The sequence below is a fragment of the Allobosea eneae genome (assembly GCF_042657265.1).
Classification (GTDB): domain Bacteria; phylum Pseudomonadota; class Alphaproteobacteria; order Rhizobiales; family Beijerinckiaceae; genus Allobosea; species Allobosea eneae.
The window spans coordinates 99,881-120,833 of record NZ_JBHSLW010000013.1; the positions used below are offsets into that span (position 1 = coordinate 99,881).

Below are 20,953 nucleotides of genomic sequence, written 5' to 3' on the forward strand. Positions count from 1 at the left end.
GCGGCCGCCGTTTCTGCTAGCTTCCATGTCAGGTCAATGACAAAGGAGGGTTCACATGAACCTCACGCTAAGTCTCGACCGGTTGGCCATGGGTGCGGCATTTGCGCTGGTTCTGGCGATCGTGATCGGAGCGTTCTGACGGGGAAGTCAGTCTCAAGTCGAAAGACCACAAGCCAATTGGGAGGCGTCGCGGGAGAGGCCCTGCGGCGCTTTTCCTTTTCCGGGGAGGGGCCCCGCTTCTTGCCGGCTCAGCTCTCCGGGCAGGGGTTCTCGGTCACGTCCCAGGACATCATGTTGATGACACGCCCGCAGGTGGCGAGGCGCCGGCCCTGGGTGGTGCGGATGCAGGCCATGCTGCCTTCCGCGATCTTCTTGCCGTCGTTCCAGCAGAAGCACAGGGGCTCGGGCGCCTGCGCCAGACGTGGCTTGTCGAGGGCGATGGCCCGTTCCTGCGCCGGCGCCGACGACATGAGCAGCAAAGACATGGTCATGGATACCGCGGACAACAGCAATGTCGCGGTGCCAGAGCGGGATAGCCTCCGAGGGGGTCGGACCATGGCTCGCTCCTGTCGTTCGCCTGACGGCGTAACGAGACGGAAACGATAGCATAGTGAAGCCGGCAACCCAATGTTGTCATGACCCGTCGGCCGAAGGTTGAAGGCCACCCCCACCTTGCGAAAGTTGTACGACCCGACCATATTTCGGTTCCAGTGAGCCGATCCCGGCTCCGGGAGGAACCATGTCACTGATTTCGCTCGCCCGTCGTGGCCGTGCAATCGCCCTTATCGCCGGCGCGCTTCTGCTGGTGCCGATCATCGCCGAGGCCGCCCCGGGCGGCCGCAGCATGGGCAGCCGCGGCTCGCGCAGCCAATCGCAGGTCGCGCCGACGCCGACCGCACCCGGCTCTTCGTTCCAGCGCAACCAGGCTCAGACCCCCGGCACGTCGGCCGCCACGCCGGCTGCCGGAGCAGCGGCCGGTGCCGCCGCACAGGCTGCCCGCCCGTCTATGGCACGCAGCCTGATGATGGGCGTCGCCGGAGGTCTGCTCGGCGCCGGCCTGTTTGGCCTGCTTTCAGGCGCCGGCTTCGGCGGTCTCGCCGGGATGCTCGGCCTGCTCTTCCAGGTCGCGCTGATCGGCGGCCTGATCTGGCTGGCGCTGCGCCTGTTCCGTCGCCGTAGCGAGCCGCAGCTCGCCAGCGCCGGTGGCCCGCTCGGCCGTCAGGCCTATCAGCCGCAGCCGGCGGCTCCGGCCATGGGCGGTCTTGGCGGCGGCGCTGCCGCGGCTGCTGCCGTCAAGCCGGTCGAGTTCGAGCTGCAGAGCGCCGATTACGGCACCTTCGAGCGCCTGCTCGCCGAGGTGCAGTCCGCGATCTCCGATGAGAACATCGCGCGCCTGCGCCAGATCACCACGCCGGAGATCTCCGGCGCGCTCGAGGACGAGTTCGCCGAGAACGCCCGCAACGGGCTGATCGAGAAGGCAGCCGACGTCAAGCTGCTGCAGGGCGACCTCGCCGAATCCTGGCGCGAGGACGGCTACGAATACGCCACCGTCGCGATGCGCTTCAGCCTGCTCACTGCCATGGTCGAGCGCAATGGCGGCAAGGTCGTCGAGGGCCACGCCACCATCCCGCGCGAGGTCACCGAGCACTGGACCTTCGTCCGTTCGCGCGGCGGCGAGTGGAAGGTCGCGGCGATCCAGCCGGTCGAGTAAGCCAGTTACGACACCCGAAATCTGGACGGCCGGGCCTCAGCCCGGCCGTTTTTCGTTTCAGCGGCCAGCGAAGCGCCCTATAGGCAATGCTGGCGCCGTTCTGGCGCGCCTTGGGTATCTGGAGCGTTTCACCATGAGCGACATGCGCCTCGTCGTCGTCGGCGCTGCCGGCCGGATGGGCCGCACGCTGGTCAAAGCGATCCACGATACGCAAGGCTGCGTGCTCTCGGCCGCGATCGAGCGGCCGGGCTCGCCGGCGCTCGGCCAGGATGCCGCCGCGCTCGCCGGCCTTCCCGCAGGTGGCGTCAAGGTCAGCGATGACGCGCTCGCCGCCTTCGTCGAGGCCGAGGGGGTGCTCGACTTCACCACGCCTGAGGCCACCGTCGCCTTCGCCGGCCTCGCCGCCCAGGCCCGCATCGTCCATGTCGCCGGCACCACCGGCATGGAGCCGCAGCATCTGGCCAAGCTGGAGGCGGCCTCGCGCCATGCTGCGATCATCCGCTCCGGCAATATGAGCCTCGGCGTCAATCTGCTGGCGGCCATGGTGCGCAAGGTCGCAGCGACGCTCGGCACCGACTGGGACATCGAGATCGTCGAGATGCATCACCGCATGAAGATCGACGCGCCCTCCGGCACAGCGGTCCTGCTCGGCGAGGCGGCGGCGCAGGGGCGTGCCGTCGAGCTGGCCGAGGCTCGCGTCGCGGTGCGCGACGGCCAGGTCGGCGCCCGCCAGCCCGGCACGATCGGCTTCGCCGCATTGCGCGGCGGCACCGTCATCGGCGACCACAGGGTGATCTTTGCCGGCGCCGGCGAGCGGCTGGAGCTCGCCCATGTCGCCGAGGATCGCAGCCTGTTCGCCCAAGGCGCGGTCAAGGCGGCGCTCTGGGGCCGCGGTCGCAAGCCGGGCTTGTACTCGATGGCCGACGTGCTCGGCCTCGACAAATTCTGATGATGGTGCTCGCGGTCGCGCCGGGCGTGACGCATTGGCCGGGCTATCTCGATCCGGCCGAGCAGGCGGCGTTGGTCGCGGACTTGCGCGAGGCCGCGCGGCAGGCGCCGTTCTATGTGCCGCGCATGCCGAAGACGGGAAAACCATTCTCCGTCAAAATGACCAATTGCGGCTCTCTCGGCTGGGTCTCGGACGAGCGTGGCTACCGCTATCAGCCGCTGCATCCCGAGACCGGCGCGCCCTGGCCGCCGATCCCGGCCCGGCTGCTGCGCGCCTGGGAGGAACTCGCCGGCTATCCGCATCCGCCCGAGGCCTGCCTGGTCAACTTCTACGAGCCATCAGCGAAGATGGGCCTGCATCAGGACCGTGACGAGCAGGACTTCGACGCGCCGGTGCTGTCGCTCTCGCTCGGCGACACTGCGGTCTTCCGCATCGGCGGTACCAGCCGCGGCGGCAAGACGCTCTCGCTGAAGCTGGCGTCCGGCGATGCGCTCGCCTTCGGCGGAGAGGCGCGGCTGGCCTATCACGGCATCGACCGCATCCTCGCCGGCTCGTCGAGCCTGCTGCCGCAAGCCGGACGCATCAACCTGACTCTGCGGCGGGTGACGAAACCGTCAGGCTGACGGCGTCGGCGCGTCGTCGCCCGGCAGCTTCGGGAAGGACCAGCCGAACAGGATCGAGCCGGCGCGCAGGCCGAAGCCGGCGGCGACTCCCCCGAGCATGACGAGAATCGGGGAAAAGCCCATCTGCGCGAGACCGACCGTCGCTCCGGCGCCGGCAGCCGCGGCGGTGACATAGAAATCGCGGCTCCACAGCACCATCGGCCGGTCACCGGCGAGGAGGTCGCGGATGATGCCGCCGAAGGTGGCGGTCATCGCGCCGAAGGCGATGGCGGAGGGTATCGGAACGCCAGCTGCAAGGCCCTTCTGCGCGCCGACCACGGCGAAGAGCGCAAGCCCGGCGGCATCGGCCCAGATCAGCAGGCGTTTGGCGCCCCAGCCGTCGAGCGTGCCGGGCTTGAAATAGGCGATCACCCAGGCGCCAAGCGCGACGGCTGTGCACAGCATCACGTCGGAGGGCGCCTCGATCCAGAAGACGCGCCGGTCGAGCAGGAGATCGCGCAAGGTGCCGCCGCCGACGCCGGTGACAATGGCGAGCAGGATGAAGCCGAACGGATCCATCCGCTTGCGGGCGGCGACCAGCGCCCCGGTCAGGGCGAAGACGACGACGCCCGCAGCTTCGAGCACCTGTCAGTTCGCCGGATTGTCGCCGGCATCGGCCGCCGGGTTCTCCGAGCCATTGGTGGCGGGCTTGGGCGCGCCGGCCGAGACGCCGACCAAGGCCGGGCGCAGCACGCGCTCGCCGATCTTGTAGCCGGTCTGCACCACCTTCGAGACGAGGCCCTTGGCGATGGCCGCATCGGGCGCTTCGAACATCGCCTGGTGCAGGTTCGGGTCGAACTTCTCGCCCTGCGGATCGATCTTGCGCACGCCATGGCGCTCCAGCGTCTTGAGCAGCTCGCGCTCGGTCAATTCGACGCCCTCGACCACGGCCTTCAGGGCATTGTCGGCAGTGGCGCGTGCCGTCTCCGGTACGCTTTCGAGCGCGCGGCGCAGATTATCGGCCGAGCCGAGCAGGTCGCGGGCGAAGCTGGTCACCGCATAGGCCTTGGCGTCGGCGATCTCGCGTTCGGTGCGCCGGCGCAGGTTCTCCATCTCGGCCAGCGTGCGCAGCAGCTTGTCCTTGAAGTCGTCACGTTCGGCCTGGGCCGTGGCGAGCGGATCGGGCGTCTGCGTCTCGCTCGCAGTCGTCTCAGCCGCGTCCTGGCTCTCGGTGTCCGGCTTCGGATCGTCCTTCGCAGGGTTCTGCGTCATTCCATCATCCCAATCGTTGATCATCATGCATCATTGCGGCGCTGCCTTTCGGCACACCGGCTTCGCAGCCGATATCGGGCTTCGGTGCGGCGAAATCAAGCGCGGGCCACGGCCTTGGGCTTGCTGGAAGCCGGCTTGTCGAGCTCCAGGTTGAACACGGCGAGCAGTGCCTGGCGGATCACCAGCTGCCGGCCGGTCGAGGTGATCTTCGCCCCGGTGAGATCGGTGACGTAGAAGACGTCGACCGCCTTCTCGCCGAAGGTGGCGATATGCGCCGAGGCGATGTTGAGGTTGAGCTTCCCGATCGCGGTGGTGAGGTCGTAGAGCAGGCCGGGGCGGTCGAGGCCCGACACCTCCAGCACCGTGTGCCGCGACGACAGCACATTGTCGATGATCACCTCGGGCGCGACCTGGAAGGTGCCGCCGCGCGGCGGGGGTGCGCGGCGCTGGGCGACGAGGTCGGCGATCTTGATCTCGCCCTTGAGCGCGCGCTCGATCGCTGCAGCGATCCGCTCGGCCCGGCGCAGCTCGTCGTCGTCGCGCTCGAAGGCGCGCGAGACGAAGATGGTGTCGAGCACCAGCCCGTCGGTGGTGGTGAAGATCTGTGCGTCGACGATGTTGCCGCCAGCTGCAGCGCAGGCGCCGGTGACGATGGCAAGCAGGCGCGGATGGTCGGGCGCCAGCACGGTGAGCTCGGTCACGCCGCGGAACTGGTCGGTCTCGACCCGCGTCGCCGTGGTGCGGCCGGCAACCTCCGCCTCGCGCAGGAAGCGGGCGTGCTGCTCCTGCCGCTCGGGCTCGACCTTGAGCCAGTAGGCCGGATAATGCCGCGCGAGATAGGCGGCCCGCTCCTCTTCCGTCCAGTCGGCGAGGCGCGCCTCCAACGCCTGCTGTTTGCGCTCGACCCTGGCCTTGCGCTCGATGCCGGAATGGCCGCCGGCGAGCACGACCTCGGTCTCGTAGTAGAGCGTGCGCAGGAGCTGGCCCTTCCAGCCGTTCCAGACGCCGGGGCCGACCGCCTTGATGTCGGCGACGGTCAGCACCAGCAGCAGCTTCAGCCGCTCCAGCGTCTGCACGATTCCCGCGAAGCTCTCGATCGTCTTGGGGTCGCCGAGATCGCGGCTCTGGGCGACGGTCGACATCACCAGATGGTTCTCGATCAGCCAGACCACGGTCTCGGTCTGCGCCTCGGTCAGGCCGAGCCGCGGGCAGAGCTTGCGGGCGATGCGGGCGCCGGCGACCGAATGGTCCTCCGGCCGGCCCTTGGCGATGTCGTGCAGGAACAGCGCGACATAGAGGGCGCGCCGGTTGGTGATCGTCGCGAAGATCGAGTTCGCCAGCGGATGCTCGGCTTCGAGCTTGCCGGCATCGATCTCGGCGAGAATGCCGATCGAGCGGAGCAGGTGCTCGTCGACCGTATAGTGATGATACATGTTGAACTGCATCATCGCGACGACGCGGCCGAAATCCGGGATGAAGCGGCCGAGCAGGCCGGACTCGTTCATCCGCCGCAGCACCGGCTCGGGCGAGCGCCGCGCCGTCAGGATCTCCAGGAAGATGCGGTTGGCCTCGCGGTCCTGCCGCAATTGCGGCGTCACGAGGCGCAGCGACTGCGTCACCAGCCGGCTGGTGTCGGGGTGGATGGCGAGATCGTCGCGGCTGGCGATCTCGTAGAGCCGCAGAAGATTGACCGGGTCGCGCTTGAAGGCCTCGTCGTCGATGACGGCGAGGCGCTGGCTCCGCAGGGTGAAGTCGGGATGGCCGAGCGCGCGTACGCGCCGGCGCTTGGTGAAGGAACCGATCAGGCTGGTCAGGCTGGCGCGCGGCTTCTGCTGGCGCGCCTCCAGCGCGGCGCAGACGATCGCGGTGAGGTCGCCGACATCCTTGGCGACGAGGAAATAGGCCTTCATGAAGCGCTCGACCGGCGCTTGGCCGCTGCGGCCGGCATAGCCGATCGCGGCCGCGACCTGGCGCTGCAGATCGAAGGAGAGCCGCTCCTCTGCTCGCCCGGTGATGAAGTGCATCCAGCAGCGCACCCGCCAGAGGAATTCCTCCGAGCGCTGGAACATCGCGAATTCGCGCCCATCGAACAGGCCCGCCTCGACCAGCTCGGCCGGATCGTCGACGCGATAGGAGTATTTGGCGATCCAGAACAGCGTGTTGAGATCGCGCAGGCCACCCTTGCCGTCCTTGACGTTGGGCTCGACCAGATAGCGCGACGAGCCGGCGCGGGCGACGCGGGTCTCGCGCTCGGCGAGCTTGGCCTCGGTGAAGGCGGCGGCGGTGCCCTCGGCGATCTCGGCGCCGTAGCGCCGCTGCAGATCGGCGAACAGCGCCGCATCGCCGCAGATCAGGCGTGCCTCCAGCAGCGCGGTGCGGATCGTCATGTCGGCCCGGCCCTCGCGGATGCAGTCGTCGACCGAGCGCACGGAATGGCCGACCTTCAGCTTCAGGTCCCAGAGCGGATAGAGCATCGCCTCGACCACGCTCTCGCCCCAGGCGGTCTGCTTGTCGGGGAAGAGAAAAAGCAGATCGACATCCGAGCCCGGCGCCAGCGTGCCGCGGCCATAGCCGCCGACAGCGACGACGGCGATGCGCTCTCCGGCGGACGGGTTCTCGACCGGGTAGAAATGCCGTGTCGCCGCGACATGCAGGCTTCCGACGACGCTGTCCATCACGCTGGAGAGCCGCTTGGCGCAAGCGAGACCATTGCGGGATTTGGCCAGAATCTCGCGGGCTGACTGGCGGCCTTCCTCAAGATTGTCGCGCAGTGCATCGACGAGCGCACCGCGCAGGCTATCGCGATCGCCCTCGTTGAACCGTCGCGCCAGCTTGCCGACCGCAGCCAGGGGATTGTCGATGAATTCGGCGAGGCGGGGTGCTGGCTTGTCGGGGGAGGGCGGCACTGAACGAGGCTCTTCGAGACTTTCGGCAACGCGGCGGCGGCCGATCCCTAGCACGAACGAGGGCCGGCGCGGAGACATAATTAAACAAGCATATAATGTGAAATTATCAATATCACGCCATTCTACGTTTTGTTTGACAAAGAGAACGATCGAACCTATCAATCGGACACGCGCCGATTTGAGCCAGCAGCTTGCGGGCGCGAAACAAGTGCAGCTAAAGCGGGGGCGCCGGAGACTGATGTTCTCCACCCCTTCGCATAAGTCGATCGAAGGGGAACGCCATGCCGATCATCTCATTTCCGACCCGCCGCGCTGTGCTCGCCGGCCTTGCCGTAGCTTCGGTCGCCTTTGGCAGTGCGCAGGCGCAGGCGCAGGCGCCGAAGGAGATCCGCGTCGACTACGCCACCTACAACCCGGTCAGCCTGCTGCTGAAGGAGCGCGGCATCCTTGAGAAGGCGCTGGAGGCCGAGGGCATCAAGGTGCGCTGGGTGCTCTCGGCCGGCTCGAACAAGGCGCTTGAATTCCTCAATGCCGGCTCGCTCGATTTCGGCTCGACCGCCGGCGCCGCCGCGCTGATCGCCAAGATCAACGGCAATCCGATCAAGTCGATCTATGTCTATTCGCGGCCGGAATGGACGGCTTTGGTCACGGGCGCCAAGAGCGAGATCAGCAAGGTCGCCGACCTCAAGGGCAAGCGCGTCGCCGTCACCCGCGGCACCGATCCGCACATCTTCCTTGTCCGCTCGCTGGCCGAGGCCGGCCTGACCGAGAAGGACGTCAAGCTCGTGCTGCTGCAGCATGCCGATGGCCGGCTCGCCCTGGAGCGCGGCGATGTCGAGGCCTGGGCCGGGCTCGACCCGATGATGGCCGCCGCCGAGGTCGAAGCCGGCGCCAAGCTCTTCCACCGCAAGGCCGCCGACAACACCTGGGGTGTGCTCAATGTCCGCGAGGAGTTCTCGGAGAAGAATCCAGAGCTCGTCCGCAAGGTGCTCAAGGCCTATGAGGAGGCGCGCGCGATCGCCCTCGCCAATCCGGCCGAGGTCAGGAAGGCGCTGGTCGAGGCGACCAAGCTCTCCGACGCGGTGATCGAGCGCCAGCTCACCCGGACCGAATTGACCCACAGCACGATCGGCCCGGCGCAGGCCGAGACCATTCTCGCCGCGGGCCTCGCTTTGCAGCAGGCCGGCGTGCTGCCCGCGACTGCCGACGTCAAGGCATCCGTCGACGCGCTGATCGACAAGCGCTTTGCCGCGACCAACTGAGCATTGGCTTGCAAATTCACAGCCCTCATCCTGAGGAGCGCTCGGCAGGAGCGCGTCTCGAAGGATGTTCCAGCTGGTTCGGGAGCCTCCTGGGCCATCCTTCGAGACGCCGCTGCGCGGCTCCTCAGGATGAGGGCTGGGGGGAGTTCCCAAACGAGTTCCGAGTGGCGATGATCACACCACGATGAGTTCAATCGAGGTCGCAGACGCCATCGACGAGAAGCCGGCCGCGCCTCCTGATCGGCCGGCTTCCCGCGTTGGCCTGCGGCTCGCCGGCCTCCTGCTGCCGGTCGTCCTCGCGATCATCTGGGAAATCCTCGTTCGCGCCGGCCTCGCCAATGGCCGGCTGATGCCGCCGCCCAGCGTGGTCGGCAAAACGCTCTGGCAGCTCGCAGTCAGCGGCGAGCTCTGGACCCATGCATGGGCGACGCTCTGGCGCGTCGGCGCCGGCTTCGGCATCGGCGCCGCCGTCGGGACTGCGCTCGGAGCTCTCACTGGCGCCCTGCCGCTGGCCCGCGGCCTGCTCGACCCGACCTTGCAGGCCCTGCGCGCCATCCCCTCGATCGCCTGGGTGCCGCTGTTCATCCTGTGGTTCGGTATCTTCGAGGCCTCGAAGGTGGCGCTGATCGCGGTCGGCGTCTTCTTCCCGGTCTATCTCGGCGTCGCCGCCGCCATTCTCTCGATCGACCGCAAGATCGTCGAGGTCGGCCGCGTCTTCCGCCTCGGCCGGCTCGCCATGGTCCGCCGCGTACTGCTGCCGGCGATCCTGCCCGACTGGTTCACGGCGCTGCGCGGCGGCCTCGGCCTCGGCTTCATGTTCGTCGTCGCCGCCGAGATCATGGGCGCGAGCGAGGGCCTCGGCTATCTCCTGGTCGACGGCCAGCAGGTCGGCCGCCCCGACACGATCATCGCTGCCATCATCGCCTTCGCCGTGCTCGGCAAGCTCGCCGACGGCCTGCTGCTCGCGCTGACACGCCCCTTCCTCGCCTGGCAGGACACCGCAAGGGACAGGCTCTGAGGGCGCGATGCTGACCTTCGACCACCTCTCCAAGACCTATGCCGACGGCACCCGCGCCCTGTCGGGCATCGACATCTCCGTCGCCGCCGGCGAGATCCTGGCGCTGGTCGGCGGTTCCGGCTGCGGCAAGACCACCCTGCTGCGCCTCGTCGCTGGGCTCGACCGGCCGAGCGAGGGCCGCATCCTCCTTGACGACGCCGCCATCACCGAGCCGCGCGCCGATGTCGGCGTGATCTTCCAGGAGCCGCGCCTGCTGCCCTGGCTCTCGGTTGCCGACAATGCCGGCTTCGGCCTCAGCCATCTGCCCGCGGCGGAGCGCAACCGCCTCGTCACCGGGGCGCTCGCTCGCGTCGGCCTCGCCGGCTATGAGGCGCGCTGGCCGCGCGAGCTTTCCGGCGGCCAGCAGCAGCGCGTTGCGATCGCCCGGGCGCTCGTCACCCGGCCGAAGCTCCTTTTGATGGACGAGCCTTTCTCGGCCCTCGACGCGACCACCCGCGCCAGCCTGCATGGCCATCTCCTCGCCCTCTGGGAGGAGAGCCGGCCGACCGTCGTGATGGTCACCCACGATGTCGAGGAAGCGGTGACGCTGGCTGACCGCATCGTGGTGATGCAGCCCAGGCCCGGCCGCATCTTCGACGAGCTCGACAACCCACTGACCCGTCCGCGCGACCGGCTCTCGCCTGCTTTCGAGGCGATCAAGCGCGAGGCGCTGCGCACGCTCGATCGCTCGCTCACCGACAGCGAGCCGCGCCAGCACAAGGCGGCCGAGAGCGCCGGCATGTGGTGGTGATGGCCGTTTGACAAAACGGACGCTTAGACCTTATGAAAGGACACGCGCCGATTTGAGCCTCAGCTTGCGGGCGCGAAACAAATGCAGCTAAAGCGCGGGAACGACGGGACGGCCTTCCGGCCGTCGGCGCTCCTTCCGCCTTCTTAATGGATGGAGCCAGTTATGTCGGCTGATCTTCACACGCTCTCCCGCTCTCCCGAAAGCGCTCTGCCGCGCCCGATTGCGGGGCAAGTCGTCGCTCTGCTCGGCGCTGCCGAGGCTCGGGCGGCGGCGCTGCGCGGCTTCGCCGGCCTGCGCGCCGACGAGGGAACTGTGCCGACGGCCGAGATCGGCCTGCTCTGCGCCCGGCCGCGCTTCTTTCCCTGGCTCAATCTCACCGAGAATCTTGCCTTCGCTCTGCCGAAGGCGAGCCCGTTCGAGCGTGAAGGCCTGATCGCCAATGTGCTGGTCCGCGTCGGCCTCGCCGCGCAGGCAGCGCAACGGCCGGATGCTCTCCCGGCCGAAGGGCTGTTGCGGCTCGCCATCGCCCGCCTGCTGCTGGTGAGGCCGCGCCTGCTGCTGATCGACGAGCCCTTTGCCGGGCTCGACAGCGAGGCGCGCGACCGGCTCGCTTCTTTCCTGCCTGAGCTCTGTACGCAGGGGCGTCCGGCCGTCGTCATCGCCACCGGCTCGGTCGAGGATGCCCTGCGCCTCGCCGACCGCATCCTCGTCCTGCCGCAGCAGCCGGGCCCGGTCGCCTTCAGCCTGGACAACCTGCTGGCACGACCGCGCGAAGAGAGCTCGGTCGGCTTCGTCGCCCTGCGCCGCGAATTGCGCCGGGCGCTCGACAAGGAAGTTCGGCATGCCGCGCCGGAGGTGGAGGCGGCCGCCTGAACCGGCTACAAGCCTGCGACTGGTGCATAAGGATAACGATCATGGACGTCACCGCGCTGCGCGCTCTGCAGGCTCCGCTCAAGGACAAGTATCGTGAGGCTCCCGATGCGGCGGTGATCACGCTGAAAGCCAAAGGCGAGCTCGACGACCAGCATATCGCCTGCAAGGTCGAGACCGGCCGGGCGATCGCGCTCGCCGGCCTGCACCCGGCAACCGGCGGCTCCGGCGCCGAGCTCTGCTCCGGCGACATGCTGCTGGAGGCGCTCGTCGCCTGCGCTGGCGTCACCTTGAAGGCGGTCGCGACCGCGCTCGAGATCGAATTGAAGAAGGGCACGGTCCGCGCCGAGGGCGATCTCGACTTCCGCGGCACGCTCGGCGTCGCCAAGGACGCCGCCGTCGGCTTCAAGGCGATCCGCCTCTCCTTCGACGTCGAGACCGACGCGCCGCAGGAGAAGCTCGACACGCTGCTCAAGCTGACCGAGCGCTACTGCGTCGTCTTCCAGACGCTGAACGTGAAGCCGGAGCTGTCGGCCAATCTCGCACGGGCCTGATCAGGCCGGCAGCGGGCGCGGCGATCCATCCGCCTCCGTCGCCTCCGGTTCCTGCGAGATCGGCGCCGTCATCGGGTCGATGATCGCAAAGGGGCGCTCGGACATTTGTTCGGGCGCGGCGCGCTGGCGGATGCGCAGCGCCGCCAGGGCTGCGAGCAGCGCGCTGATCGCGGCCATGAAATAGAGCAGCCCGTTGATGTCGAGCCGCGCCATCACCTGGGCGCCAAGCAGCGGGCCGAGCGCCGAGCCGATGCCGCTGACCAGGATCAGCCGGCCGCTGACGGCGACGACGCGGTCCTGCGGCATGCGGTCGAGCGCATGGGCGACGCAGACCGGATAGAGCGTCGACATGAAGCCCCCGAGCAGGGCGGCGACCGGGAGCACCGTGCCGAGATGGCGCGGCACGAGGTCGAGCGCGACGGCCGCGACCGAAAACCCGATCGCGAGCCCCGCCAGCACGATCCGCCGGTCGCCGCGATCGGACAAACGGCCGACCGGCACCTGGAAGGCGAAGCCGCCGAGCACCGCGACCAGCATGAACAGCGCGATCGTCTCCTGTGGGATGGCATTGCGCGCCATCCAGGCCGGGAATAGCGCATAGAAGGCGCTGCTGATCATGCCGGCGATGACGCAGCCGATCACCGAGATCGGCGCCTGCCGCGTCAGCTCGCCATAGGGCAGCGAGGCCTCCGCCGGCAGCGTCGGCGCTTCGGCACGGGTCGTGCTGACCATCACCAGCGCCAGCGCGAACAATGCGACGATGATGTTGAACGGCACGGCGGTCTCGATCGGCAGCTTGCCGATCAGCAATTGTCCGGCGGCGAGCGCCAGGAAAGTGCCGACCATGTAGATCGAGAAGATGCGGCCGCGCTGGTCCGCCGGGGCCTTGGCGTTGAGCCAGCTCTCGGTGGTGATGAACAGGCCGACGCAGCCGATGCCGATCGCCATCCGGCATAGGGACCAGCCGAGTGGCGAGACGAAAAGCGGCATCGCCGCCGTCCCGACCACGACCATGCCGGCAAAGGCGGCATAGGCCCGGATATGGCCGACGCGCTGGATCATGGGTCCGCACCAGACGGCGCCGATGGTGAAGCCGACGAAATAGGCACTGAGCACGATGCCGGTCAGCGTCGCGCCGAAGCCTTCGCTCGTCAGTCGCAGCGACAGGAACGTGTTGAAGAAGCCGTTGGCGAGCTGCACGAGGCTCGTCGCGGCGATGAGCGTTCCGATCTGAACGAGCAATTCGGCAGCCTCCGGCGCAGTCTGGGGAAGCCCCTAACTCAACGCCGGAATGTGATCTGGACATGGCGGGCCGGGTGAAGCGACCGGCGCCGCATCACTCTGCCGCCTTCAGTTTCACCGCTTTCGCGAAGGGCAGTTGCGGCTCGTTCGGGCGGGCGTCGTCGAATTCCAGTGCGCCGATCTTCTCGGCCCGGCCGGTGACCTTGCCGGCCGAGGTCTTGATCTGGGCGACGTCGTCCTGCGCCTGGCGGAAATGGTTGTCGAGCTTGTCGACGCGGTCGCCGAGCCGGCGGACATCGTCGAGCAGCTTGCCGACCTCGGACTGGATGACGCGGGCTTCCTCGCGCATGCGGGCATCGCGCACTAGCGACTGCATCAGCTGGATCGCCAGCGCGAGAAGCGAGGGCGAGACGATCATCACCCGCGCCCGGTGCGCCTTCTGGATGACATCGTCGAAATGCTCGTGGAGGTCGGCATAGATCGCCTCCGACGGCACGAAGAGCAGGGCCATGTCCTGCGTTTCGCCCGGCAGGAAATAGCGCTCGGCGATGTCCTTGACGTGCTGGCCGACATCGGCACGCACCCGGGCAGAGGCCTGCTTCCTCGCCTCGTCGCCGCGCGCCTCGCGCAGCATGGTGAAGCTCTCCAGCGGGAACTTGGCGTCGATGACGAGGCCGCGCCCGTCGCCCGGCAGGGTGACGAGGCAATCCGGCCGCTTGCCGCTCGATAGCGTTGGCTGGAACGAAAAGAACGCGGCCGGCAGTCCGTCGCGGATGATCGCCTCCATCCGGCCCTGGCCATAGGCGCCGCGCGCCTGCTTGTTGGCGAGCACGTCCTTCAGCGTCACCACCTCGCCGGTGAGCTCGGTCAGGTTCTTCTGGGCGTTGTCGATGACGGCGAGGCGCTCCTGCAGCTTGCCGAGGCTCTCATTGGTCTGACGGACATTCTGCTCCAGCCCGGCGCCGACCTGCTGGCGCAAGCCATCCATCCGCTCGGCCATGATGCGCGCGAGATCGCCCTGCCGGGTCGAGAGGATCTCGGCCATGGTCTGCATGCGGCCCATGAGCTCGGCCTGCTGCCGGTTCATCTCGGCGACCTTGTCGTCCATCTCGCGGGCACGCTCGGCCGCCAACGCCGCTTCCAGCTCGCGCCGGCGCGAGCCGCGCCAGGACGAGAGCAGCGCCAGCACAAGGAGGACGAGCGTCAGTCCGGCGAAGCCGAAGGCGGCCTCGGCCCAGCTCACGGGCCGCTCCAGCAGGACGAAGGCGATCTGGTTCATCCCGCGAGCCTACATGATTCGGCTGGCAATTCCAGAACATAAGCGGAACAGTTTGACCGCTTCCACACAAGTGCTTTATGTCGCGGCAACTCCTGAAAACGTCCCAGAGCGCCCTATGGCTATCCGCCCCCTCGTCATCCTGCCCGATTCGATGCTCCGCAAGGTTTCCGCGCCGATCGGCGACATCACGCCGGAGATCCGCAAGCTGGCGGACGACATGCTGGAGACGATGTACGACGCGCCGGGAATCGGCCTCGCCGCCATCCAGATCGGCGAGCCGGTTCGCCTCGTCACGCTCGATGTCTCGAAGAAGGCCGAGGAAGGCGAGGAGCAGCAGCGCGAGCCGATGGTCCTGATCAATCCCGAGGTGACCTGGCGCTCGGAGGAGCTCAGCTCCTATGAGGAAGGCTGCCTCTCGATCCCCGAATATTACGAGGAGGTCGAGCGGCCGGCCCGGGTCAAGGTCAGCTATCGCGATCTCGACGGCAAGGAGCGGGAGATCGAGGCCGACGGCCTGCTCGCCACCTGCCTGCAGCACGAGATCGACCATCTCAACGGCGTGCTCTTCATCGATTACCTGTCGCGGCTGAAGCGCGACCGGGTCAACAAGCGCTTCGCCAAGCAGGCGAAACGGGACAGCGCGGCCTGAGCGGCTGGAGCGTTATGGTATGAGCTTGCGCGTCATCTTCATGGGCACGCCAGATTTCGCCGTGCCTACCCTGACCGAGATCATCGGCCAGGGCCACGAGGTCGTTTCCGTCTATACGCGCGCCCCGGCGCCGGCCGGTCGCGGCATGGAGCTGCGGCCCTCGCCGGTCCAGGTCACGGCCGAACGCTTCGGCATCCCGGTGTTCTCGCCGAAGACGCTGAAGAACGCCGAGGCGGCCGAGATCATGGCCTCGCACCAGGCCGATGTCGCCGTCGTCGTCGCCTATGGCCTGATCCTGCCCAAGGCGATCCTGGAGGTGCCGGAACTCGGCTGCCTCAACCTGCATGCTTCGCTCTTGCCGCGCTGGCGCGGCGCCGCGCCGATCCAGCGCGCCATCATGGCCGGCGATGCCGAGACCGGCGTGTGCGTGATGAAGATGGAGGAGGGGCTCGACACTGGCCCCGTCGCCATGGTGGAGACGCTCGCGATCGACGGCAACGCTACGGCCGGCGACATGCACGACCGGCTCGCCGGCCTTGGCGCCGATCTGATGGTCCGGGCGCTCGCTGCGCTCAGCCGCGGCGGCCTTCGCTTCACGCCGCAGGCGGAGGAGGGCGTCACCTATGCCAGCAAGATCGGCAATGACGAGGCCAGGCTAAGCTGGAACCGGCCGGCACAGCAGGTCCATGATGTTGTGCGTGGGCTCTCGCCTTTCCCGGGCGCCTTCGTCGAGGTCGATCTCGGCAAGGGACCGGAGCGGCTGAAGCTCTTGCGCACCGCCCGCGCCGGCGGCGCGGCCGAGCCGGGCACGCTGCTCGACGACGAGGGCACGGTCGCCTGCGCGGTCGGGGCGGTTAAGCTGCTTCAGGTCCAGCGCGCGGGCAAGGGGCCGATGAGCGCCCAGGAGTTCCTGCGCGGAGCGCGCTTGTCCGCCGGATCGAAGCTCTAGTCGTGTTATCTCTTTTCCATTTCGCGTGGTCATCCCGGACGGAGCGCAGCGGAGATCCGGGGTCCATTCCGGAACTGTTCAGGTATGGGTCCCGGGCCTCCCTCCGGTCGCCCCGGACAACAATGCGTGAGAGAACGCGGGCCGGGAGTGCGTCCTGATGCCGCGCTACAAGCTCGTCATCGAATATGACGGCACACCCTTCTCGGGCTGGCAGCGCCAGCTCAACGGGCCTTCGGTGCAGCAGAGCGTCGAGGAGGCTGTCGAGGCCTTCTGTGGCCATGCCGTGCGCCTGCATTGTGCCGGGCGCACCGATGCCGGCGTCCACGCCACCCATCAGGTCGCTCATGTCGATCTCGACAAGGACTGGCGCACAGACGTCGTGCGCGACGCCAGCAATGCGAGGCTGAAGCGCCTGCCGGTAGCGGTGCTGAGCGCCGAGGCGGTGCCTGATACCTTCGACGCCCGCATCTCGGCGACGCGGCGCTACTACATCTACCGGATACTGGATCGGCGGGCACAGCCCGCGCTCGACGCGAACCGGGTCTGGCATGTCCCGGTCAAGCTCGACCACGAGGCAATGGACCGGGCTGCCAAGGCGCTGATCGGCCATCACGACTTTACTACCTTCCGTGCCGCCGAATGCCAGGCGAACAGCCCCCTGCGGACGCTCGACCGGTTCGACTGCCGGCGCGAGGGAGCCGAGATCGTGGCTTATGTCCATGCCCGCTCCTTCCTGCATCATCAGGTCCGCTCCATGGTCGGCTGCCTGAAGATGGTCGGCATCGGCCGCTGGCCGGAGAACAAGGTCGGCAAGGTGCTCGCGGCGCGGGATCGTTCGCAATGCGCGGCGCTGGCGCCGCCTAGCGGGCTCTATCTCGCGGGTGTCGACTACTGAGCCTGGCCTAAAACCCGGCCAGGCCGAATGTCCTGATCACCGCATAGTCCGCCAGCAGGCTGGCGCAGGCGATCGCTCCGGCGACGCCGCTCTCAGTCCCGAAGCCGGCGCGCGCCACGCAATAGCGTAGCCTGAGCACGATCGTCGCGAAGGCGAGGGTTTGAAAGGTCGCGATGCCCGGGTTCGACCAGCCCAGCGCGAAGACCGTCGCCGGCACCGCCATCAGCGCCGCCGAAACGATGCCGGCCCAGTTCCAGGCGATGATGAAGCCGGTGAAGCGCGGATTCTGGGCGAGGTTCGGGGCGATCCCGATCAACAGCGCCGGTACTGCGAGCACCGCCAGGATCTCGGCCGCGACGACGGCTGCCAGTAGTCCGGGCGCATCGAACAGCCCACTGCTGTTCGGCAGGCCCGCCAGCGTCCGCTCCGCCGCCAGCATCGGGATCATCGATGGGATGGTGAGGATCAGCGCCAGATAGGAGCGCCAGAAGCCGTCACGGCTGAGGTCGAGATCAGGCGGGGCTTTCGCGTCGGCCCACAGCAGGCGCCAGGAGGCGGCGAGCGATCGCGTCACATCGTCGGCAGCCAGCCTCATGGCTCATCTTTCCGGACGTTACGGCATTCGACTTTCGTCTAATGTGCGCGCCCGAGCTGGCTCCGTCAAGCGTGCTGCGCTGCGGCAAAATAATCCGTCAGTAAACGATGCGTGATCCGTTCCAGCGTCACGAGATCGGCGGTCGCGACCCTCTCGTCGATCTGGTGCATGGTCTGGCCGACGACGCCGTATTCGACCACCGGGCAATAGTTCTTGATGAAGCGGGCGTCCGAGGTGCCGCCGGTGGTCGACAGCGCCGGGCGCTCGCCGGTTTCGGCTTCTACTGCGTCCGCGACCATCGCGACGAACGGCCCTGGCTGGGTCAGGAAAGCCACCGCATTGGTCGGCTCGAAGCTGATCTCGTAGCGCACGGCATTGCCTGCGGCCTCGCGCAGGCGCCGCTCGATCTCGGCGGCCAGCGTTTGCGGCGTCCACAGGTCGTTGAAGCGGATGTTGAACACGGCTTTGGCCTGCGCCGGGATCACGTTCGTCGCGGGATTGCCGACATCCAGCGTCGTCACCTCGAGATTGCTCGGGTCGAAATGCTCGGTGCCGGCGTCGAGCGGGGTCGCCTCGAGCCCGGCCAGCAGCCGGACCATGCCGCGGATCGGATTCTGGGCGAGATGTGGGTAGCCGACATGGCCTTGGATGCCCTGGACGGTGAGCTTGCCGGTCAGCGAGCCGCGCCGGCCGATCTTGATCATGTCGCTCATCGCCGCCGGATTGGTCGGCTCGCCGAGCAGGCAGTGGTCGAAGCGCTCGCCGCGCCGATCGGCCCAATCCAGCAGCTTGACCGTACCGTTGACCGCTGGCCCTTCCTCGTCGCCGGTGACGAGGAAGGCGATCGAGCCCGGCGCATCCGGGTTCGCGCGGCGATAGCGGATCGCAGCCGAGACCATGGCGGCGAGCCCGCCCTTCATGTCGCAGGCGCCGCGGCCATAGAGCGTGCCGCCTTCGATCTCGGCCGCGAAGGGATCATGGGTCCAGGCGGCAAGGTCGCCGGGCGGGACGACGTCGGTGTGGCCGGCGATGACGAAGACCGGACCCTCGTTGCCGATGCGGGCATAGAGATTCTCAATATCGGGCATGCCGGGCTCCGAGAACACCGGCCGCTCGACGCTGAAGCCTTCCGCGCTCAGCACGACGCCGAGCAGCGCGAGCGCGCCGCCTTCCGCCGGGGTCACCGAGGGACAGCGTATCAAGGCCTGGGTGAGGGTGACCGGATCGGCGGGGTCGAAGTCGAGGGAGGCGGGTGTGTTCTGGCTCATCGAGCCGGTTTAGCAGCGCCCTTGCGCTCCGCAAGCGGAGCGTCGCGATCGACACCCGGCATCAGTCCGAGGTCGACCAGCGCGACCAGCCAGGCCATCGTCGAGATCGCGGTCAGCGAGGGTGCCCAGGCATAGCCGAGCAGAGGCTCCAGCTCGCGCGGCAACACGATGGCGCAAACCAGGAGGATGCCGAACAGCGACGAGCCGCCCCGGTCGGTGGCGCGCTTGGCCGCCAGCGCAGCCCAGGGGAACAGGGCGAAGGCATTGGCGAAGGCGACGACTTTCGCTGCGCTGTATCTGTCCATGACCTGCGACGTCCCCCACTGGACCGCCAGCAGGCAAAGCGCAAGCGCGATGCTGCCCAGCCAGAACTGGCGTAGGCCGATTCGGCCGTCGAGATCGGTGAACAGGCGGATTGCGGACATGGGTCAAGCTCCGATTCTGCATCCTTGCACGACGGAGGGCCCGAATGAAGCTTATGGTGAATAAAAGGTTAATGCGCGCGAACCGGTTGTTCTGGCAGAGAAAAAGCTTGAATGCGCCGGTGTGCGCCGCTAGCTGCGAAACGTTCTCCGGATTTTCGAGGAGGCCATTCGGCCTGGCTGGCGGATGGCGAGTTGATTGAGCGGCGCCATCGCGCCGCCGAGCGAGGTTTTGGGCATGACCATTCGTCTGCACCGCGGCGATCTTCCTGATGGCTTCGAGCCGGGGCCGATCCTGGCGATCGACACCGAGACGCTTGGCCTCAATCCGCAGCGCGACCGGCTCTGCGTGGTGCAGCTCTCGCGCGGAGACGGCACCGCCGATGTCGTGCAGATCCCCAAGGGCGCTCCGGCACCCGCCAATCTTTGCCGCATCCTCACTGACGCGAGCGTGTTGAAGCTCTTCCACTTCGCCCGTTTCGACATCGCCGCGCTGGAAAACGCCTTCGGTGTCGTCACTGCGCCGGTCTACTGTACCAAGATCGCCTCCAAGCTGGTGCGCACCTATACCGACCGGCACGGCCTGAAGGATCTCGTCCGCGAGCTGCTCGGGGTCGAGTTGTCGAAGCAGCAGCAATCCTCGGACTGGGGCGCCGATACGTTGACCGAGGCCCAGCTCGGCTATGCCGCCTCGGACGTGCTGCATCTGCACGCGCTGAAGGCCAGGCTCGACGTGCTGCTGGAGCGCGAGGGGCGCATGCACCTCGCCAAGGCCTGCTTCGACTTCCTGCCGACCCGCGCCGAGCTCGATCTGGCCGGCTGGCCCGAAGTCGACATCTTCGCGCATACGTAAAGTTGATGTATTTGGGCTAGGGGCATCTGTCTGGCGTTCGCCGGACCGGTCGCGGTCGCCCGTCGGCTTGCCGGTTCGACATGAAAAAGCCGCCGGCGGCTGGCAATGGGCGGGCATGACCTTGGCGATCACATCTCCTGAGACGCGCAGCCCGTCGGCAGTTCGGGCAGATATGCGGCAGAAGGCCTTCCAGGCGGCGCGCCGGCATTCCGCGCTCGTGCGCCTGCTGCGGCTGCTGATTCCGATCGGGGCCTCGGTCGCGGTTGTCGGCCTGATCGTCGTTCCCTTCCTCAATCCCTTCCGCCAAGCCGGCGATTTCTCACTTGGCGGGATCAGCCTGTCCGGTGGCAAGGTCGTGATGGAAGCGCCGAAGCTCGCAGGCTATCGCAAGGACAACAGCCCCTACGAGGTGACGGCCGAGTCGGCCCTGCAGGACGTGCGCAACCCGACGCAGATCGAGCTCGTGAAGATGGTGGCCCGGGTGCAGATGAAGTCCGAGGGCTGGATCAACATCAACGCCCGTAGCGGCTTGTTCGACCAGGGCAAGGAGAAGCTGAAGCTGGTCGACGATGTGAAGATTCGGACCGAGTCGGGTTATGATGTCAGCATGCGAACCGCCGACGTCGACTTCAAGGCCGGAACGGTCACGTCGCGCGAGCCGGTGAAGGTCAATCTCGGCACGACCACGGTTGACGCGGACACCCTCGACGTGAAGGACAATGGCGCGCTCGTCACTTTCGAGGGGCGTGTCCACGTCGTGATCGAGAACGCGCCGACGCGCAGCCTGGCTGGGCCCGAGCGCGAGGGCAGCACGCCTAACCTCGACGCTCTTCGTCCGGGAGCTAAGCCGTGAGATCATCGTATCGA

22 protein-coding genes are annotated in these 20,953 nt (G+C 67.8%); 13 read left to right on the forward strand and 9 right to left on the reverse strand.

The genetic code is table 11. From position 1 onward, the window contains the following. Window positions 1-248: 248 nt before the first annotated feature. A complete protein-coding gene (locus ACFPOB_RS11690; protein WP_377798478.1) occupies window positions 249-491 on the reverse strand; it encodes a hypothetical protein in 243 nt (80 codons plus the stop codon). 248 nt (window positions 492-739) lie between these two features. On the opposite strand from ACFPOB_RS11690, the gene ACFPOB_RS11695 reads away from it, so the two are divergent. The 3 genes from ACFPOB_RS11695 to ACFPOB_RS11705 all read left to right on the forward strand — a co-directional run bounded on the left by ACFPOB_RS11695 (window position 740) and on the right by ACFPOB_RS11705 (window position 3,283). Beyond that, the gene (locus ACFPOB_RS11695; RefSeq protein ID WP_377798480.1) at window positions 740-1,711 is read left to right on the forward strand and encodes a TIM44-like domain-containing protein; all 972 of its coding nucleotides are present in this window, start codon (window positions 740-742) and stop codon (window positions 1,709-1,711) included. A 142-nt stretch (window positions 1,712-1,853) separates the two neighbouring features. Next, window positions 1,854-2,660, forward strand: coding sequence for a 4-hydroxy-tetrahydrodipicolinate reductase (dapB, locus tag ACFPOB_RS11700; protein ID WP_377798737.1), 807 nt, complete (start codon window positions 1,854-1,856; stop codon window positions 2,658-2,660). Next, a complete protein-coding gene (locus ACFPOB_RS11705; protein WP_377798482.1) occupies window positions 2,660-3,283 on the forward strand; it encodes an alpha-ketoglutarate-dependent dioxygenase AlkB family protein in 624 nt (207 codons plus the stop codon). The genes dapB and ACFPOB_RS11705 overlap by 1 nt, the downstream gene beginning before the upstream one ends. Here ACFPOB_RS11705 and ACFPOB_RS11710 read toward each other — a convergent pair. The 3 genes from ACFPOB_RS11710 to ACFPOB_RS11720 form a co-directional block, all read right to left on the reverse strand. Next, on the reverse strand, window positions 3,275-3,907 hold the full coding sequence (locus ACFPOB_RS11710) for a trimeric intracellular cation channel family protein (protein WP_377798484.1): 633 nt from the start codon (window positions 3,905-3,907) through the stop codon (window positions 3,275-3,277). The two genes, ACFPOB_RS11705 and ACFPOB_RS11710, sit on opposite strands and share 9 nt — an antisense overlap. A 3-nt stretch (window positions 3,908-3,910) precedes the next feature. After that, window positions 3,911-4,534, reverse strand: a complete 624-nt coding sequence (grpE, locus tag ACFPOB_RS11715) for a nucleotide exchange factor GrpE (protein WP_377798486.1) — start codon at window positions 4,532-4,534, stop codon at window positions 3,911-3,913. Between the two features lie 95 nt (window positions 4,535-4,629). Next, the gene (locus ACFPOB_RS11720; RefSeq protein WP_377798738.1) at window positions 4,630-7,395 is read right to left on the reverse strand and encodes a [protein-PII] uridylyltransferase; all 2,766 of its coding nucleotides are present in this window, start codon (window positions 7,393-7,395) and stop codon (window positions 4,630-4,632) included. A 326-nt stretch (window positions 7,396-7,721) separates the two neighbouring features. On the opposite strand from ACFPOB_RS11720, the gene ACFPOB_RS11725 reads away from it, so the two are divergent. From ACFPOB_RS11725 to ACFPOB_RS11745, 5 genes are all read left to right on the forward strand, one after another. Continuing rightward, window positions 7,722-8,702: an aliphatic sulfonate ABC transporter substrate-binding protein gene (locus ACFPOB_RS11725; RefSeq protein ID WP_377798488.1), complete on the forward strand. Its 981-nt coding sequence runs from the start codon at window positions 7,722-7,724 to the stop codon at window positions 8,700-8,702. 184 nt (window positions 8,703-8,886) lie between these two features. Beyond that, window positions 8,887-9,720 carry an ABC transporter permease gene (locus ACFPOB_RS11730; RefSeq protein ID WP_377798491.1) on the forward strand — a complete coding sequence of 278 codons (834 nt, stop codon included), beginning with the start codon at window positions 8,887-8,889 and terminating at the stop codon, window positions 9,718-9,720. Between the two features lie 7 nt (window positions 9,721-9,727). Then, the gene (locus ACFPOB_RS11735; protein WP_377798493.1) at window positions 9,728-10,510 is read left to right on the forward strand and encodes an ABC transporter ATP-binding protein; all 783 of its coding nucleotides are present in this window, start codon (window positions 9,728-9,730) and stop codon (window positions 10,508-10,510) included. Between the two features lie 162 nt (window positions 10,511-10,672). Beyond that, entirely contained in the window at window positions 10,673-11,383 is a 711-nt protein-coding gene (locus ACFPOB_RS11740; RefSeq protein ID WP_377798495.1) for an AAA family ATPase, read from the forward strand. 41 nt (window positions 11,384-11,424) lie between these two features. Next, window positions 11,425-11,934 (forward strand): OsmC family protein, encoded by a 510-nt coding sequence (locus ACFPOB_RS11745; protein WP_137884437.1) that lies wholly within the window; start codon window positions 11,425-11,427, stop codon window positions 11,932-11,934. Here the strand turns inward: ACFPOB_RS11745 and ACFPOB_RS11750 are convergent, their stop codons facing one another. Together ACFPOB_RS11750 and ACFPOB_RS11755 are read right to left on the reverse strand one after the other, a co-directional pair. Further along, window positions 11,935-13,176, reverse strand: a complete 1,242-nt coding sequence (locus ACFPOB_RS11750) for an MFS transporter (RefSeq protein WP_377798498.1) — start codon at window positions 13,174-13,176, stop codon at window positions 11,935-11,937. 94 nt (window positions 13,177-13,270) lie between these two features. Then, a complete protein-coding gene (locus ACFPOB_RS11755; protein ID WP_377798500.1) occupies window positions 13,271-14,455 on the reverse strand; it encodes a DNA recombination protein RmuC in 1,185 nt (394 codons plus the stop codon). 115 nt (window positions 14,456-14,570) lie between these two features. Between ACFPOB_RS11755 and def the strand changes: the two genes are divergently transcribed. The 3 genes from def to truA all read left to right on the forward strand — a co-directional run bounded on the left by def (window position 14,571) and on the right by truA (window position 16,948). After that, window positions 14,571-15,104 carry a peptide deformylase gene (gene def / locus ACFPOB_RS11760; RefSeq protein ID WP_377798502.1) on the forward strand — a complete coding sequence of 178 codons (534 nt, stop codon included), beginning with the start codon at window positions 14,571-14,573 and terminating at the stop codon, window positions 15,102-15,104. A 19-nt stretch (window positions 15,105-15,123) separates the two neighbouring features. Beyond that, the gene (gene fmt / locus ACFPOB_RS11765; protein WP_377798504.1) at window positions 15,124-16,053 is read left to right on the forward strand and encodes a methionyl-tRNA formyltransferase; all 930 of its coding nucleotides are present in this window, start codon (window positions 15,124-15,126) and stop codon (window positions 16,051-16,053) included. 157 nt (window positions 16,054-16,210) lie between these two features. After that, window positions 16,211-16,948, forward strand: a complete 738-nt coding sequence (gene truA, locus ACFPOB_RS11770) for a tRNA pseudouridine(38-40) synthase TruA (protein ID WP_377798506.1) — start codon at window positions 16,211-16,213, stop codon at window positions 16,946-16,948. Window positions 16,949-16,955: 7 nt separating this feature from the next. Here the strand turns inward: truA and ACFPOB_RS11775 are convergent, their stop codons facing one another. The 3 genes from ACFPOB_RS11775 to ACFPOB_RS11785 all read right to left on the reverse strand — a co-directional run bounded on the left by ACFPOB_RS11775 (window position 16,956) and on the right by ACFPOB_RS11785 (window position 19,236). Continuing rightward, window positions 16,956-17,543 (reverse strand): hypothetical protein, encoded by a 588-nt coding sequence (locus ACFPOB_RS11775; RefSeq protein ID WP_377798508.1) that lies wholly within the window; start codon window positions 17,541-17,543, stop codon window positions 16,956-16,958. 65 nt (window positions 17,544-17,608) lie between these two features. Further along, window positions 17,609-18,811, reverse strand: coding sequence for a succinyl-diaminopimelate desuccinylase (gene dapE, locus ACFPOB_RS11780; protein ID WP_377798510.1), 1,203 nt, complete (start codon window positions 18,809-18,811; stop codon window positions 17,609-17,611). After that, the gene (locus ACFPOB_RS11785; protein ID WP_377798512.1) at window positions 18,808-19,236 is read right to left on the reverse strand and encodes a DUF805 domain-containing protein; all 429 of its coding nucleotides are present in this window, start codon (window positions 19,234-19,236) and stop codon (window positions 18,808-18,810) included. Before ACFPOB_RS11785 ends, dapE begins: the two co-directional genes overlap by 4 nt. Before the next feature lie 235 nt (window positions 19,237-19,471). Here ACFPOB_RS11785 and ACFPOB_RS11790 point away from each other — a divergent pair, with 235 nt between their 5' ends. Both ACFPOB_RS11790 and lptC read left to right on the forward strand, forming a co-directional pair. Continuing rightward, a complete protein-coding gene (locus ACFPOB_RS11790) occupies window positions 19,472-20,086 on the forward strand; it encodes a ribonuclease D (RefSeq protein ID WP_377798514.1) in 615 nt (204 codons plus the stop codon). A 172-nt stretch (window positions 20,087-20,258) separates the two neighbouring features. Beyond that, window positions 20,259-20,939, forward strand: coding sequence for an LPS export ABC transporter periplasmic protein LptC (gene lptC / locus ACFPOB_RS11795; protein WP_377798516.1), 681 nt, complete (start codon window positions 20,259-20,261; stop codon window positions 20,937-20,939). Window positions 20,940-20,953 lie beyond the last annotated feature (14 nt).